This is a genomic window from Chrysosporum bergii ANA360D (assembly GCF_029891735.1).
In the GTDB taxonomy this organism is placed as follows: Bacteria; Cyanobacteriota; Cyanobacteriia; order Cyanobacteriales; family Nostocaceae; genus Umezakia; species Umezakia bergii.
The window spans coordinates 13432-28886 of record NZ_JANQDH010000062.1 but is presented as its reverse complement, the minus strand read 5'-3'; the positions used below and the strand labels follow the sequence as shown (position 1 = coordinate 28886).

The following is a 15455-nucleotide window of genomic DNA, read 5'->3' as shown; positions in this document are numbered from 1 at the left end:
AATCAATTTACCTCTTTGTCCTCCATTGCTGACCCCCCAATTTTGATAACTGTTGGGTTTGTTGTTGTAGTCGCACAGCTAGGCGATCGCACACTAAATCACACAGTTGAAACAATATCGGATCAGCAATTTCGTAAATTACATTAACCCCCTCTGGCGTTCTGGTGACAATACCCGCTTGTGCTAAAACCTTGAGATGCTTGGACACATTGGCCTGTCCTAGCCCCGTTTCATTCATAATCTGTGTAACATTTTTCGGTCCACTCTTCAAACAACACAACACTTCTAACCGACTGACTTCTGACAACACCTTGAAATAGTCCGCAACTTGGCCCAAAGCCCCAGGAAACATCTTTGTCATAGAACACTAAAAATTTTTTTGATTTTTTTCTTGGGATATTGACTATTTTACTATATAGTCATATAGTCAATCTATAAACTTAAACAGTAACTTGCCCACGAAAGTTGCCGAAATCAATTAACCGTCGATAAAAGCCGATGAAATTTTTTGATTTCAGTCCCATTTGCTTGATGGAGAAAATAAGATGTTATTTCGCCAATTTTTTGCTGATCAATCGAGTACATATACTTATCTGATTGCTGATGAAGTTACCAAAGCAGCTCTGATTGTTGATCCAGTCATCGATCATGTAGAACGAGATGGCCAATTAATTGCAGAGTTAGGTTTAACACTCCACTACTGCTTAGAAACCCACATTCATGCAGACCATATTACAGGTACGGGTAAATTACGTCAATTGTGTGGATGTATCGGGATTGTGCCGGCAAAAGCCCAAGCTAGCTGTGCTGACAAATATATTCAGGATGGAGAAATTCTGCATCTAGATTCAGTCACCATAGAAGCCATCGCCACCCCAGGACACACAGATAGTCATATGGCCTATTTAGTCAACGGCGACAGAATTTTAACTGGAGACGCTTTATTTATTCGTGGTTGTGGAAGAACTGATTTTCAAAGCGGTGATGCAGGAACATTATTTGACTCAGTTACCCAACGGCTATTTACCCTTCCAGATCAAACCTTAGTCTACCCAGGACATGATTACCGGGGTCATACAGTTTCAAGCATCGGTGAAGAAAAGCAGTTTAACCCGCGTTTTTGCGGACATAACCGAGATAGCTTCATTCAATTTATGGATAATTTAAACTTACCAAATCCCCAAAAAATGATGGAAGCAGTACCAGCAAATCAACGTTGTGGTAATGCGTTGACAGTTAAAAATTAATTTCAGGAAGTAAAAAAATGATTCCACCAACCCAGTTGCAATTAATAGATGCTTTAACCGTCAAAAATTTGACCGAAAAACAACAAGTGCATCTCATTGATGTGCGGGAACCCTCAGAATATGCAGCAGAACATATTCCAGGCGCTCAACTTTTACCCCTTTCCCAATTTCAGCCAGAACAAGTACCTTTTCAGCCTCATACTAAAGTTGTACTTTATTGCCAATCTGGAAATCGTTCTCACCAAGCAGCGCAAATCTTGGTCAATGCTGGTTTTTCGGAATTTGCTCAACTACAAGGAGGTATTACAGCCTGGAAACAATCTAACTATGCCACTAAAATTAATAAAAATGCCCCCATTAGTTTAATGAGGCAAGTACAAATTGTAGCAGGTTCTTTAGTATTGACAGGAACAATTTTAGGCGCTTTTATTTCCCCTTGGTTTTTAATTCTAACTGGATTTGTGGGCGCAGGTTTAGTATTTGCCGGAGTGACTAACACTTGTGCCATGGCAAGGCTATTAGCCAAATTACCCTATAACCAACGCATCAAATGATTACATGGATTTTAGGACATATTCTAGCAGTTGGTATTGGCGTTAGCTTGGGTTTAATTGGTGGGGGTGGTTCTGTTTTAGCATTACCCACATTGGTTTATGTCATGGGAATACCCCCAAAATCTGCCGTGGCTATGACTTTAGTGATTGTGGGAACAGTCAGCTTAATTGGAGTCATTCCCCATTGGCGACAGGGAAACGTCAATATTAAAACAGCATTTATCTTTGGTTCTGCTACCATGTTGGGGGCTTTTGCGGGAGCTAAAATTGCCAACCTGCCATTTGTCACAGGTAGTTTACAAATGCTGCTATTTGCAGCAATGATGTTTTTAGCAGCTGGCTTAATGATTAAGCGCAGTGTGAAAACAGCAACTAAAAAACCACCGGGGAAACCCATATCACAACTTCATCCCCAACCAATTTGTAAATACTGTTGGTTGTGGCTAGTGAGTGAAGGATTAGGGGTAGGTATATTAACAGGACTAGTGGGAGTAGGCGGAGGATTTGCCATTATCCCGGCCTTAGTCATTTTAGGAAAAGTGCCAATGAAAGAAGCCATTGGTACTTCTCTGTTAATTATTGCTGCTAATGCTGTATCTGGTTTTTTAGGCTACTGGGGACAGCTTACTTTAGATGGGAAAATAATCGGTTCATTTATTATAGCCGCCAGTGTGGGCACTGTTTTAGGTGCTTACCTATCTAAATATATTGACGGAAAGAAACTGCAACAATATTTTGGTTATTTCCTGTTAGCAGTAGCGGCGTTTATTTTATTTCAAAACCGTAATGTTTTCCAAGAGTTTAGTGCTAAAAAATCAGCCTATTGGCAAAATAGCAACATTTATAGTTACCAAGGGCAGGGACGGAGTAAGTTTTAATACTTCACTGTCCCAAATACGCCTCTAAAACTTGGGGATTGGTTTGAATTTCTGCTGGAGTTCCCTCAGCTAAATTCTGCCCCTCAGCCAGCACCCACACGCGATCGCACAAAGACATAATCACATCCATATTGTGTTCAATAATCAGAAAAGTCATACCGTCTTCACGGTTCCAAGTCAGAATGCGATCGCAAATATCATCAATTAGTCTAGGATTTACCCCAGCCGCCGGCTCATCTAATAAAATCAACTTGGGATTAGTCATTAACGCCCGTCCCATTTCCAACAACTTCCGTTGTCCACCAGACAACCCCCCTGCATAGTCCAGGGCTTTGTGTGCTAATCCCACAGACTCTAACAACAACATTGCTTGTGCTTTCAGTTCCCTTTCTTCCCTAGCCACAACATGGGGTTGTAACTGCACTTCCCAAAAGTTTTCCCCTGTTTGTTTTTGTCCTGCTAGCAGCATATTATCCAACACTGACAACCGGGAAAGAGTCCGGGCTACCTGAAAAGTGCGTACCAATCCCTGCTGGGCAATTTGATATGGTTGTAACTGGTGAATTGGTTCACCGTCAAAAATCACCCGTCCCTTATCTGGGCGAATAAAATTAGAAAGGAGATTAAACAAAGTAGTTTTACCAGCACCATTCGGGCCAATCAAGCCAGTAATACTACCCTTATATACCTCAATGCCAGCATCACTAACTGCTTTAACACCACCAAAGCTTTTACAAAGTCCACTAGCAGTCAACAAAGGAAGCTGCGGTAATTGATTCTTTACCATAACAATTCATGAAAACATTTTTTATTTGTACAGATCAAGCCGATTTTGCCTCAATCACCAATGACCAATCACTTACCAAGGGTGAGTTCCTCTTTTTTACCCAAAATACCTTGAGGTCGCCAAATCATCAGGATCATTAAAATCAGACCAATGATCATGATGCGAAATGCGCCTAATTGGTCAGAAGATAAATTTGTAAAAATTTTCGGTAAAAATTCCCTGGTCATGGCATCGTAAGTAAAGAAAATTACTGCCCCTAAAATTGTGCCAATATTATTCCCAGAACCCCCTAAAATAACCATAATCCAAGCATCAAAAGTCAATTGTGGTTGAAAATTATCAGGATAAATGGCGCTAAGTTGCCAAGCAAAGAAAGCCCCAGCAATACCAGCCATCGCGCCCCCCAACATTAAAGATTGTACTTTATACCAAAAAACGTCTTTACCCACTGCCTTGGGTATTTCCTCATCTTCACGGATAGCTTTAAGAACTCTTCCCCAAGGCGATCGCACTAGAATTTCAAGTCTCCAGAAGACAAACCCCAACACTAACAGCGACAATAACATCAAACCCGCTTTTGGTTGATAGTCATACAAACCAATCATGCCAGAAATATAAATTGCTGCCGTTAATAAAGCAAATACAATTCCTACCCCCCAGCGCGAAGCTAATTCTTGTCTGGTACTAACTTTTTTACCTTGATCAGCCTGCCAAGACCTCTGAGCGCTGCCAATCCATCGCCACAACCCAAACCAAGTTACAGCAAATAGCAGCGTCAACAATGCCATCATCAGCAATCGAAAAAACAAATTAGGTTCTGTAGATAAAGGTATGGGATAACTTTGTACACCAAAAGCCCCGGGTATCCAACTATCACCCACAGGTAATTCCTGGTTATTCACCACTAAGCGAATTAATTCACCCACCCCAATGGTGACAATTGCCAAATAATCTTCCCGTAAGCGCAGAGTTGCCAAACCAATAATTAAACCTAACAAAGCTGCTACTACTGCCCCAATAACTGCTGACACCAGTAGGGGAAATCCCTGAAAGCTGAACAACACCGTTGTATACGCTCCCAAAGTCATAAAAGCAATATGACCGAAATTAATTAACCCGGTATAGCCCCACTGCAAATTAAGTCCCAAACTAAACAAAGCAAAAATTGTTGTAGAAATTGCTAAAAAAATGAGATATTCAACCATACTGTTTTTTATTTAGGTGTAATTTATAACATTTTAACCCCGTCTGAAGGCAGTAAGGGGCTTCTAACTTTAGAATGATCTTATCCTGCGGTTAAGCATTGTTGATTTTTTGGTTATTATGGACTTACTGAGAATTAGAATCCATCACCTGATTGAGCAATTAAGTGATGAAGAATTACAAAGTGTCTGGGAGCATATCCATGCTTTACATTGTGACTTTTATATGTTAAAAGAAATACAAAAAGCCAAGCAATCCCAGCAGCCCTGGGATATTTTAACCCATGAAGAAGCCCAACGAACGTTAATGTTTTACTAGATTGGTAAACTATCAATTTTTGTTAAGGTAATGCCCCGTGAGGTTGGAAATGCGCTACGCCAGGTCTTTTTTAGTAGACCTGAAGAATTTAGAGCCGGTGGTCTACCAACGGATATATAATTTTGTGTTTGTTGAGTTTAGCCAAAAGATGTCTCTCCATAGTCTCCCAGAACTGCGGTGCGTTGATGCGGAGGGCATTTTTCACCGTTTCACCATTGATAATTATCTAGTGGGTATTGAAATTAGGGGTGAAATAGTTAAATTTATCCGTGTCGTACCCATGCCAGATGTTTAAATTAACTAGTGAATGTAAAGCTAAGACTCCGGGTAAGACCCAAGAGTTAAAACTGTATAAGGCTAGGCAGGGATAGGTGTAACCTTACATTAAACTTGTGAAAGGAAGTAATACTTTATTTGAGATTTCCCTATGGATGCAAAGGCACTTTGGCAACGATACCAAAATTGGTTATATTTCCACGAGGGATTGGGACTTTACCTGGATGTCAGTCGCATGAGTTTTGATGACACTTTGGTGGAGTCCTTACGGCCGAAGTTTGACAAAGCGTTTGCGGATATGGCGGAATTAGAAAAGGGTGCGATCGCCAATCCTGACGAAGGCCGCATGGTTGGACATTACTGGCTGCGAAATCCTGATTTAGCACCGACTCCAGAACTTACACAAGAGATTGTTCAAACTCTAGAACAAATTGAAGCCTTTGCTGAAAAAGTCCACACAGGTGCTATTCATCCTCCTCAAGCCAGTCGGTTTACCGATATTATATCCATCGGTATAGGTGGTTCTGCCTTAGGACCGCAATTTGTCGCTGAAGCCCTTGCGCCTGATTTTCCTGCTTTGACAATTCACTTTATCGACAACAGTGACCCCGCAGGAATTGACCGCATTCTCACTCACCTAGGAGATAACCTGGTTAGCACTTTGGTTTTAGTGATCTCCAAATCTGGAGGCACACCAGAACCCCGCAACGGCATGATAGAAGTGAAAGCAGCCTACGCCAAACAGAATTTAGACTTTGCCAAACAGGCTGTGGCCATTACTAGCGTAGGTAGCAACCTAGATCAAGTGGCACAAACTGAGGGTTGGCTAGCCAGATTTCCCATGTATGACTGGGTAGGAGGGCGCACATCAGAAATGTCAGCTGTGGGGCTAGTACCAGCAGTACTACAGGGTATTGACGTTCGCGCCATGCTACAAGGTGGTAAAGAAATGGATGACGCTACCCGCGTCCCAGAGTTGGAAAATAATCCAGCAGCTTTGTTAGCCTTGTCTTGGTATTTTTCCGGCAATGGCAAAGGTGAAAAAGATATGGTTGTCCTACCATACAAAGACAGCTTGCTGTTGTTCAGTCGCTATTTGCAACAGTTAGTCATGGAATCTTTAGGTAAAGAAAAAGACCTAAACGGAAAGACCGTTTATCAAGGTATCGCCGTTTACGGTAATAAAGGTTCCACCGACCAACACGCCTACGTGCAGCAATTACGTGAGGGTGTACCAAATTTCTTTGTCACTTTCATCGAAGTTTTAGAAGACCGTCAGGGAAAATCCATAGAAGTTCAACCGGGGGTCACATCAGGAGATTTTCTTTCTGGTTTTCTCTTAGGAACTAGACAGGCCCTGTACGAAAATCAGCGGGATTCTATCACAGTGACTATTCCCCAAGTTAATCCTTTAACTGTAGGGGCGTTAATTGCTTTATATGAACGTGCTGTTGGTTTATATGCCAGCTTAGTTAATATCAACGCCTACCATCAACCAGGGGTAGAAGCTGGTAAAAAAGCTGCTGCGGACATCCTTGATTTGCAATCAAAAGTGATAGCCGTATTACAAAAGGAAAAAACAGCCCTTTCTCTAGAACAAATTGCCCAAAAAGCAGGTGCAGCCCAGCAAATTGAGGCAATATACCAAATTTTGCGGCATTTACACGCTAATCAGCGCGGTGTGAACCTAAAAGGTGATTTAGGGAACCCGGCTAGTTTAAAAATTTCTGCCGGTTAATAGTTTTAGCCAAAAATTCTAGGGTGGGTTAGCGACAACGCAACCCATCACAACCCATGGTTAGGAACTAACCTTGCACACGCAGATGTTAGCTTGTCCTAGGTTTATGAAATACAGATTATTGGATTTAGCCGCACAAAAGCTTACTAAAACAGGAAGCGCTAAAAATCTCAACCTACTGCTGGGGATCTAAAAACCCCAACATCAACGAAGTAGGCTGGGGTAGTTCATTATGATTATTTAAGTTACGTGCGTAAGTATTTGGTAAGATTTCGGTTTGACTTTGTTGTGGTTCTCCCAGCATGACGATGGAACAGGTAAGTTGTGCGGCTAACTGAGTTGTAACGTCGCTAATAGCTAACCCACCAGGACTGGTGCGATTACGTATAAAAGGCAGCACTACTAAATCATACAATCGTGCTGCTTGTAGAATGGCTTGAACAGCATTTTCATGAGCTAAAATTTCAATTTCTGGGGGATTAGACACTGCTAATTGAGATACTAAAAGAGCGAGGTGCGATCGCCGGGCTGCGATTTTCTGGGAACTGCTGGGGCGATGTCTGTAGGAACGACGTGGTTCATTTATGCAGACATTGAGGACAGTTACCTGGGCTTCATTAGCTTCAGCTAGCATCTGGGCGAACTGTATGGGTAGCAATGATGATGATGTTAAGTTTTCTAGGGGTACTAAGATGCGTTGAATTTTTTTAGGTGAGTCCATCAGACGTGTGACCGCTACGGGACAGTGAGATGCCCAAAGTACATTATCAATGACATTGCCAAATAAACGCGCTCTGAATCCTGTGCGTTTACCCCAACCCATAATAATTAATTTTGCTTCTTGTTCCCGAGCAGCCCTACTAATACCCGGGGCAAAAGCGTCATCAATTCGTAATAGTGGTTGTGCTTCTACTCCCAATAATTGACTTTGTAATGTGGCTTTTGCTAGTAATCGTTGACTACGGCGCAAACAAGTTTCTAAGTGTGGTGCATCCATTTGGGCAGCAGCAGTGGTAATAGCTAATGGCACAATTTTTCCTTGGGCTTGATTGGCTAGTAGTGCTGCCATTTCAATTAGGTTCTGCTGTGTTTGTGGATTGTACACAGGTACAACTATGGTGAAAGGACTGGGTTTTTCTGCTGTTGTCTGCTGGGATGAAGTTGGGTCTGACGGTTGGGGAACTGATGAGGGGACTAGAGCCAGGGCTGTGTGATGGGTCAGCCATAGGCCTAGGAGGTAACTAACGAACATTAAAACAACAACGCTGGTTAATAATGCTTCTGGCAGTAATTCAGCCCGATATGCTACTAAAGTTATTGCTAAAGTTGTGGGCATCTGTGGTAAAGATAGCGACCACATAGCCAATGTTGCCGTCCAAGTGTAGCTGTATAGTAGCTTGGTCAATAAGGCGGCCATGAATTTGCTGCTGATTAAACCGACTACGAGCAAAAAAGTTAATTGCAGGGTGTCTATGCTGGTTAGTAAAGCTGGCAGATCAATGATTAAGCCAAAATTAACTAAGAAAATAGGAATAAATAGGACACTGCCTATAAATACTAGTTTTTCCCTCACTGGCCCTTCGTCCAAGGTTTCATTGACAGCTAAACCTGCTATGAAGGCTCCGATAATTGTTTCTATACCAATAAATTGAGCGCCCACCGCAGCCAGAAATGCGGTTAGTAAGACAAATAAAAATTTGTTACCTTGCTCGTCTCCAAATCGCTGGAAAAATTCTTTACCCGCCCAATTAAATCCCACAAAAATGATAGTTGTGTAAACAGTCAACTTAATTAATAGGGGAAGTAGTTGAGGTGAGTTGAATACCCCAGTGGTAGTGGTGGCTAAACAAACGGCTAATACTAGTACTGCGCTCAGATTAGTAAAGGTTGTGGCTCCCATGGTGATGGTGATGGCTTCATTCTTGACTATTCCCAGACGGTTAATGATGGGATATGCCAAAAGGTTATGGGAGGCTAACAAAGAACCGATTAAAATTGAACCATTCCAGCCAAAATCAAAAATCTGTGCTATCACAGTCCCTATGACTAGGGGCAAACTAAAGGTGAGAAGACCAAATCCCAAGGAGCGTTTTTTGCGGCGGCGGAAATGCTTGATTTCTACTTCTAAACCTGCTACAAACATGAGGTATAGTAAGCCAATGTCTGATAGCAGGCTCATAAGTGGCGATTGTGTATGGAAGAGATTCCAGCCTGAAGGACCTAATACTACGCCTGAGAAGACTAAGCCTATTAATGCTGGTATTCTTAGCCTCTCACACAGGATGGGTACAACTAAGATGACTACCACCAAAACAGCAAAGGTCACAATTGCTTCCTCGCCGAGAACTTGAGCAGTTGGTTCGGTGAGCAGAACTTGTGAGATTGATTCCATGGGTTGGATCTTAATGAGCGACAGTGAAGTTGCAATTAGCTAGAAGGTAATTGACTAAAAAATATCTAAAAACAGTGCTTGATGAATGTAAAGCTAACCCTAACAAAAAAGTAACAAATTTTCATATTAACTACCTGGGTAGTTGTTGGATAATTAACTTCCTAGAGATGGATTTGACTTAAAATAAACCGTAGGCGATCATAGTCGTCTTTTAACAAAATGCTGAGTGTGCGCCCTGCCTTGATTAACCATTGTCGGTCGGCTTGGCGTAGTTGGTAGACATGGCGGATGGCTGCTGCTGTTAAGGATTCTACCGGCGCGCTGTTAAGTGAAAGTAAAGTCCGCAAAAAATCTAGTTCTTCAGTGAATCTGACGATGGCTTCTGGTTCACAACGATAAACAGCTTGGTGAATCTGCGGAGGACGGGGTGGTAGATACTGATATACCCTTGGGTTAGGGTGTGGAATTGGGGAGGAATGCTCAAACCCGACGATGACAGCGCGAAATTCAGTTTTCAGCATGGCAAAAATTTGGGGTTGTTCTTCCCGTAGGTCTTGCAATGACAACCCCAGAGCCACTGCCCGATGTACTGAATCTATGGGCATGGTTGTAACTTGATACAGCACAGCATAAATTTGATGCCCTGATTCTTCATCCACGGCACAAACCCAACTACCAAAGGGAGGCATGGGGGGAAAACTTAAGTCTTCCGGTTCTAAGCACTGGGCTAGAAATTCAGTAGAGGTAGTTTCTATTACCTCCGCAATGTGGTTGGGATGGCGATCGCTTGTGGCAAACTGTGGTAAAGGTAGGCGCATAACAGTGCTGATTGCTGAGTTACGTGTTCAGGGTGGGGGTTATTCCCCAAGTTTATTTTCCTTTTCGTCCTGCTTTCAGTTCTACGGTTTCTAATTCTGATAGGCGAAAGGTAATTAGTTTATCCCAATTGCCACCTTCAAATAGCACAGCTACCTTGCCATCACTCACACGTTGTACAAGTCCTTCGTAGCGATAATATGTGTCTGCGGGATTTTTAACGCGAACTGTCGAGCCTGGCAAAATCATGGTGTTTACTCTCGCTGGTTTAGTGTTTATAGCTTAATAGTTGTTAGTAGTGTAGACAAACATCTACACTCTTACTTTAGAAGTATCACCTTCACTTGGGCAAATTACAATGCTCCATATCCCATCGGCAAATGCTTTAGATACTGCTCTCCTCATAATATTAATTCAAATTTAACAGATATAAGTCAAATTTTGGAAGCATCTATCTACAGAATCAAGCCGCCTCTATTAACAATACTTATTATTAGTCTCTACTCAAGAGGGTATAGTTCCTGGGTGGTTGACCGAAATATCAACGGCGAGCAGAGCTAATGGCTTCAGACATGGGGGTTAGCCGTTGGCGATTAAAACCGCTTTCCCGATTCTTCAACTAATCAGTTTATAATTATACAATTAAACTAAGCCAGTCAGGTGACTGATCGGCTCGCCTCCAAAACCGTGGGTGAGACTTTCACATAATACGGCTCCTAAGTGGTATGGTTCTTGTCATGAATACCTGTAAGACTTCCATCATTGGCTGTCTTTTTATCGTGGCAATGTCTGTGTAATAGTTGTAGATTTTTATGTTCATCTTTTCCACCTTTAGAAAGGGGTAAGATGTGGTCAACTTCCATTACATCTCCGTTAAACAGCAAATACCTTTCATGAGCTTAGAAAGACTAGTTTGGAATTGGCAGGGTTACAAAATTCAATATACCGTTATGGGTACAGGTCGCCCTTTGCTACTGGTTCACGGCTTTGGTGCTTCTATTGGACACTGGCGGAAAAATATCCCGGTTTTAGCCGATGCGGGCTACCGGGTTTTTGCTGTGGATCTTTTGGGTTTTGGCGGGTCAGATAAGGCGGCAATTAACTACACTGTGGATGTGTGGGTGGAATTGCTGAAAGATTTTTGGGCTGCACATATTCAAGAACCGACTGTGTTTATTGGTAACTCTATTGGTGCGCTGTTAAGTTTGATGGTGCTGGCAGAACATCCACAAATTACTGCCGGTGGTGTTTTAATTAACTGTGCTGGTGGTTTGAGTCATCGTCCCCATGAGCTAAATCCACCTTTAAGAATGGTAATGGCTGCTTTTAACAAGTTGGTGCGATCGCCTATCACAGGTAAATTTGTTTATAACCGCATTCGTCAAAAATCCCAAATTCGTCGCACTCTATACCAAGTTTACCGCAACCGTCAAGCGATAACAGATGAGTTAATTGATATTCTTTATACTCCATCTTGTGATGCGGGGGCGCAACAGGTTTTTGCTTCTATCCTAACCGCTCCTCCTGGTCCTGGTCCAGAGGAACTGTTACCAAAGGTGCAAAGTGCTTTGTTAGTGATTTGGGGGGCTGATGATCCTTGGACACCAATTACTGGGGCGAAAATTTATGAACAGGCTGGTGAGAATGGGAAGGACATTAAAGTTGTTCCCATCGCTAATGCTGGTCATTGTCCCCATGATGAGGTTCCAGATATGGTGAATGCTGAGATTGTGGCTTGGTTGGCACAGGTTTAATATTTAGTTACACAGATGCCCAGAGGGCATCTGGGTTAAGGAAGATGTATCAAAAAATTTTCGATCCTTCTAAGTCATCTTTCCCAAGGAGGGGGGAAATGTGGTAACTTCTGCCATTTACAAAATCTCCCTACCCAAATAAGGCTGCAAGGCCTCCGGTACTTTAACTGTCCCATCAGGCTGTTGATAATTTTCCAAAATTGCCGCCATTGTGCGCCCTACAGCTAAACCAGAACCGTTTAAAGTATGGACGAACTGTGTCCCCTTCTTACCGGCTTCTTTAAAGCGGATATCTGCCCGACGGGCTTGGAAATCTACACAATTAGAACAACTGGAAATTTCTCGATACTTGCCAGAAGATGGTAGCCATACTTCTAAATCATAGGTTTTTGTGGAGCCAAAACCTAAATCACCAGTACACAAATTAATTACCCGATAAGGTAATTTTAAAGCTTGTAAAATTGCTTCTGCATTGCCTACCAATTTTTCTAATTCCTCAAAAGAGGAACTGGGATGGACAATTTTTACCAACTCAACTTTATTGAACTGATGCAGACGAATTAAACCCCGCATATCTCGCCCATAACTGCCTGCTTCGCGACGAAAACAGGGAGTATAAGCACAGTGATAAATTGGTAAATCTTCCGCTGCTATAATCTCTCCTCGGTAAAGGTTGGTAACGGGAACCTCTGCTGTAGGTATCAACCACAATTCATCATTAGCACATTTAAAGCTTTCCTCGGCAAACTTTGGTAATTGACCAGTGCCGGTTAAAGAATTAGTATTAACTAAAAAAGGCGGACTAACTTCTAGATAACCTGCGTCGGTTTGCATTTTCAGCATAAACTGAATTAATGCCCTTTCTAATGCAGCACCCGCACCAACCAGAGTGACAAACCGACTTTGGGAAACTTTCACAGCCCGTTCAAAGTTGAGAATACCCAATTTTTCCCCTATTTCCCAGTGAGGAATAATGTTAGGGTTTTGGGGTAGATATTCATCACCCCAGCGCCGCACTTCTTGATTATCATCCTCACTTTTACCCAAAGGTGTGAACTGACTGGGTAAATTGGGAAGTGTTAACAGCAACTGCTCAATTTCTGCTTTGATGTTTTTTTCTTGGGGTTCCAGTTCACTTAGTTGGGCTTTGACAGAGTTACCTTCTTCTCGCAGGTCTTGAATTTCTGGGGACTGAGGATTAAGGCCAGATTTAACCTTTTGTCCCACAGTTTTACCAATTTCGTTACTACGGGCTTGGAGTTGACTGCGTGTGGCCTCTAGTTCCCGTTGTTGCTTGTCTAACTGTAGTATGGGTTCGATGTCGTACTCACCACTACGACTATTCAAGCGTTCTTGAATAAATTGGGGGTTTTCCCGTATTTGCTTAATATCCAGCACAGGTTTTTCTTTTGTTTGCCTAGGGTCTTCTTGCCAAAACTTCAGCATATACCGATTTTGACTGATTAGAGGTATTGCCAGTACAAAAATTATGCCCCCTGGTCTTCCCAAAGCCAGAAAATTGCACTGCACATTGATAATGATTTTACTGAAAACTAATTTTTAGCTTCGGGTAATGCGATTCAGCAGCCAAATTGACACAGCCAGCCCCGCGAAGTGGGCGGACACAGTATTGATATTTGCCTGGACTACAAGCATATCTAAACCGCTAATAATCCGGGTGGGGTCGAATAATTGAGTAGTTGCAGCTTGGGGAGATATAGCCCTGGCCACCAATGTCCCTACGATGGCTTGTGCCCCTAATAATGTTACTAGCATTCCCACTAAATTAATCCACAGTCCGAGGCGTAATACCTGCAAGGTTTCACTTTTGCGAGGGCGGTTACTGGGGTTTGAGGATTGCAGTTGGTTACCAATTCTGGTGTAACGGTAGGCTAAATAAATACCACCTCCTAAAATCAGGATTCCGCAAACTGCTAAAAATACCCCGAACCCAGTACCTGGATTATTAGTGACTCCTGCTCGCTGCTGACTAAAGACAGCGAACAGCAGGACGATAATAGCAGAAACAACACCTAAGACTAACTGAATCCAAAAACTAATCCAACCTGTCAGGCGAAATGTTTGGGCAATTACCCGGAGAGTAGAGGAAGATGATGGGGTATCGGGGGTTTGTGACATAGTTATCTCTATGGTGCTAAAGGCTTGTTAAATTTAATATAAATTTAATATCAAGAAAACAATAGTAGATTACTTATGGATACTGCAATTGTGCCATCTACCTTGCTACTGACCTTGTTGTTATCGGTTGGGTTATTTTTCTTTATTCGGGCTTCAAGCAAAGACCGGACAACAACAGCAGAACTTCTATCTACAGAAGATGAAGCTACTTTAATGCCCAAAGTTAAGGACTATTTTCGCTTGCGTTCTTACCAGGTAGCAGGGATAGACAGAGAAAAAAATCAAGTGGTTTTTGAAGGTTTTGTCCAACCCAGCTGGTTTTTAGCTGTTTTTTTAACACTGCTAGCATCTGCGGGTATGGTTTGTCTAGCATTAGTTTTATCGCTGCTGTTTCCCAATGTTGGTAATTTGTTTCTGGCGTTGGTGCTACTGTCGCCCTTAAGCGGTGTGTTTTATTGGAAAACATCCGGAAGAGTTGAGAAGGTGTGGTTACAGATGGAAGAAGCAAGCCGGGATGAATCAGGCTCTTTAACTAGAATTACTATTATTGCCCATCGAGATGAACTCATAGAGTTACAGAGGGCTTTACAGTTAAAATCTGTTGAATAGTCACTAGAGACGCGAAAAAATTTGGCGGTAACATTAAGTTTTCCCTACGATATGAAATCGCAGGGAAAATTTTACATTTACTTACAGAGCTTCCGGGCAATCTATGAGGCGAGGGGGCAACTCAACTCTAAGAGTGCGGATGCACCTCTATCTGACTTTACTCGGCATCATTTAGCTAGAAATCAACCCATATAAACCAACTTTGTTCAATCATATGGACTGAATCCACTGGCAAATAAATCAGTCACAAACTTAAAAAAAACAAAAATTTTGCATAACCTGAGTAACTTTACCAGTTAAATGATTGTTAGAGGTCACATTCGACAATATAAGATCACCATTGATTTAGTGACTAGCCACAGCCACTGATTCCATGCCTTCCGGGGAATCTAAAGTCCGCAGACTGGGAAACAAGAAATGGTTTTCTTCTACGTATTGAGCGCCAAACAGACCTTTCTCTGCCCAGAAATAACGGTCTGTGGTGTGTTCATTGCGTTTTACAAGTAGCAACGCTGGTGGCGCAATACCTTCAGCTTGAATAAATTTTCTCGCTGCTGTCACAGGTTTTTCTTCGCCACTTTCGATGCTATATTGAGGCACGTGTTCTAAAATCCGCCGTCCTTCTTGACGACGACGACTTTTGCGTTTACGTCTCCTGGCCAACCTATTTTCCTCCTCTTTCAAGCTGTAGATTGTAATTATGGCTACAAAATACCCGGCAATTATATAATTTTTAATTTAAAA

18 protein-coding genes are annotated in these 15455 nt (G+C 42.2%); 8 read left to right on the top strand and 10 right to left on the bottom strand.

Features of this window, described 5'->3' with window-relative positions; genetic code table 11:
- Positions 1-7: 7 nt before the first annotated feature.
- Positions 8-361: an ArsR/SmtB family transcription factor gene (locus NWP17_RS09565; RefSeq protein WP_280654679.1), complete on the bottom strand. Its 354-nt coding sequence runs from the start codon at positions 359-361 to the stop codon at positions 8-10.
- Between the two features lie 184 nt (positions 362-545).
- Between NWP17_RS09565 and NWP17_RS09560 the strand changes: the two genes are divergently transcribed.
- Genes NWP17_RS09560 through NWP17_RS09550 form a run of 3 tightly spaced genes read left to right on the top strand, consistent with a single transcriptional unit; the run spans position 546 to position 2679 of the window.
- Positions 546-1247 carry an MBL fold metallo-hydrolase gene (locus NWP17_RS09560; protein ID WP_280654678.1) on the top strand — a complete coding sequence of 234 codons (702 nt, stop codon included), beginning with the start codon at positions 546-548 and terminating at the stop codon, positions 1245-1247.
- A 17-nt stretch (positions 1248-1264) separates the two neighbouring features.
- Positions 1265-1801 carry a rhodanese-like domain-containing protein gene (locus NWP17_RS09555; RefSeq protein ID WP_280654677.1) on the top strand — a complete coding sequence of 179 codons (537 nt, stop codon included), beginning with the start codon at positions 1265-1267 and terminating at the stop codon, positions 1799-1801.
- The gene (locus NWP17_RS09550; protein ID WP_280654721.1) at positions 1801-2679 is read left to right on the top strand and encodes a sulfite exporter TauE/SafE family protein; all 879 of its coding nucleotides are present in this window, start codon (positions 1801-1803) and stop codon (positions 2677-2679) included. Before NWP17_RS09555 ends, NWP17_RS09550 begins: the two co-directional genes overlap by 1 nt.
- Positions 2680-2683: 4 nt before the next feature.
- On the opposite strand, the gene NWP17_RS09545 is transcribed toward NWP17_RS09550, so the two are convergent.
- Together NWP17_RS09545 and NWP17_RS09540 are read right to left on the bottom strand one after the other, a co-directional pair.
- On the bottom strand, positions 2684-3466 hold the full coding sequence (locus tag NWP17_RS09545) for an ABC transporter ATP-binding protein (RefSeq protein WP_280654676.1): 783 nt from the start codon (positions 3464-3466) through the stop codon (positions 2684-2686).
- 68 nt (positions 3467-3534) lie between these two features.
- A complete protein-coding gene (locus NWP17_RS09540; protein WP_280654675.1) occupies positions 3535-4671 on the bottom strand; it encodes a branched-chain amino acid ABC transporter permease in 1137 nt (378 codons plus the stop codon).
- Positions 4672-4789: 118 nt separating this feature from the next.
- Here NWP17_RS09540 and NWP17_RS09535 point away from each other — a divergent pair, with 118 nt between their 5' ends.
- The 3 genes from NWP17_RS09535 (at position 4790) to NWP17_RS09525 (ending at position 7001) form a co-directional block, all read left to right on the top strand.
- A complete protein-coding gene (locus tag NWP17_RS09535; RefSeq protein ID WP_280654674.1) occupies positions 4790-4987 on the top strand; it encodes a hypothetical protein in 198 nt (65 codons plus the stop codon).
- A gap of 37 nt (positions 4988-5024) precedes the next feature.
- Complete coding sequence (locus NWP17_RS09530) at positions 5025-5282, top strand: cytotoxic translational repressor of toxin-antitoxin stability system (RefSeq protein ID WP_280654673.1); 258 nt, start codon at positions 5025-5027, stop codon at positions 5280-5282.
- Positions 5283-5414: 132 nt separating this feature from the next.
- Positions 5415-7001, top strand: coding sequence for a glucose-6-phosphate isomerase (locus NWP17_RS09525; protein ID WP_280654672.1), 1587 nt, complete (start codon positions 5415-5417; stop codon positions 6999-7001).
- A gap of 175 nt (positions 7002-7176) precedes the next feature.
- Here the strand turns inward: NWP17_RS09525 and NWP17_RS09520 are convergent, their stop codons facing one another.
- From NWP17_RS09520 to NWP17_RS09505, 4 genes are all read right to left on the bottom strand, one after another.
- Positions 7177-9393, bottom strand: coding sequence for a cation:proton antiporter domain-containing protein (locus tag NWP17_RS09520; RefSeq protein WP_280654671.1), 2217 nt, complete (start codon positions 9391-9393; stop codon positions 7177-7179).
- Between the two features lie 161 nt (positions 9394-9554).
- On the bottom strand, positions 9555-10211 hold the full coding sequence (locus NWP17_RS09515; protein ID WP_280654670.1) for an HAS-barrel domain-containing protein: 657 nt from the start codon (positions 10209-10211) through the stop codon (positions 9555-9557).
- Between the two features lie 52 nt (positions 10212-10263).
- Complete coding sequence (locus NWP17_RS09510) at positions 10264-10458, bottom strand: NAD(P)H dehydrogenase subunit NdhS (RefSeq protein WP_280654669.1); 195 nt, start codon at positions 10456-10458, stop codon at positions 10264-10266.
- Between the two features lie 467 nt (positions 10459-10925).
- Positions 10926-11072, bottom strand: a complete 147-nt coding sequence (locus NWP17_RS09505) for an HNH endonuclease (RefSeq protein ID WP_280654668.1) — start codon at positions 11070-11072, stop codon at positions 10926-10928.
- Positions 11073-11102: 30 nt separating this feature from the next.
- Here NWP17_RS09505 and NWP17_RS09500 point away from each other — a divergent pair, with 30 nt between their 5' ends.
- Positions 11103-11963 carry an alpha/beta fold hydrolase gene (locus NWP17_RS09500; protein WP_280654667.1) on the top strand — a complete coding sequence of 287 codons (861 nt, stop codon included), beginning with the start codon at positions 11103-11105 and terminating at the stop codon, positions 11961-11963.
- Between the two features lie 117 nt (positions 11964-12080).
- On the opposite strand, the gene serS is transcribed toward NWP17_RS09500, so the two are convergent.
- Together serS and NWP17_RS09490 are read right to left on the bottom strand one after the other, a co-directional pair.
- Positions 12081-13361 carry a serine--tRNA ligase gene (gene serS, locus NWP17_RS09495; protein ID WP_280654720.1) on the bottom strand — a complete coding sequence of 427 codons (1281 nt, stop codon included), beginning with the start codon at positions 13359-13361 and terminating at the stop codon, positions 12081-12083.
- 162 nt (positions 13362-13523) lie between these two features.
- Complete coding sequence (locus NWP17_RS09490; RefSeq protein WP_280654666.1) at positions 13524-14102, bottom strand: DUF3611 family protein; 579 nt, start codon at positions 14100-14102, stop codon at positions 13524-13526.
- Between the two features lie 75 nt (positions 14103-14177).
- Between NWP17_RS09490 and NWP17_RS09485 the strand changes: the two genes are divergently transcribed.
- Positions 14178-14711 carry a cofactor assembly of complex C subunit B gene (locus NWP17_RS09485; RefSeq protein WP_280654665.1) on the top strand — a complete coding sequence of 178 codons (534 nt, stop codon included), beginning with the start codon at positions 14178-14180 and terminating at the stop codon, positions 14709-14711.
- Positions 14712-15056: 345 nt separating this feature from the next.
- Here NWP17_RS09485 and NWP17_RS09480 read toward each other — a convergent pair whose 3' ends face one another.
- Entirely contained in the window at positions 15057-15374 is a 318-nt protein-coding gene (locus NWP17_RS09480) for a DUF3155 domain-containing protein (RefSeq protein ID WP_280654664.1), read from the bottom strand.
- Positions 15375-15455: the final 81 nt, after the last annotated feature.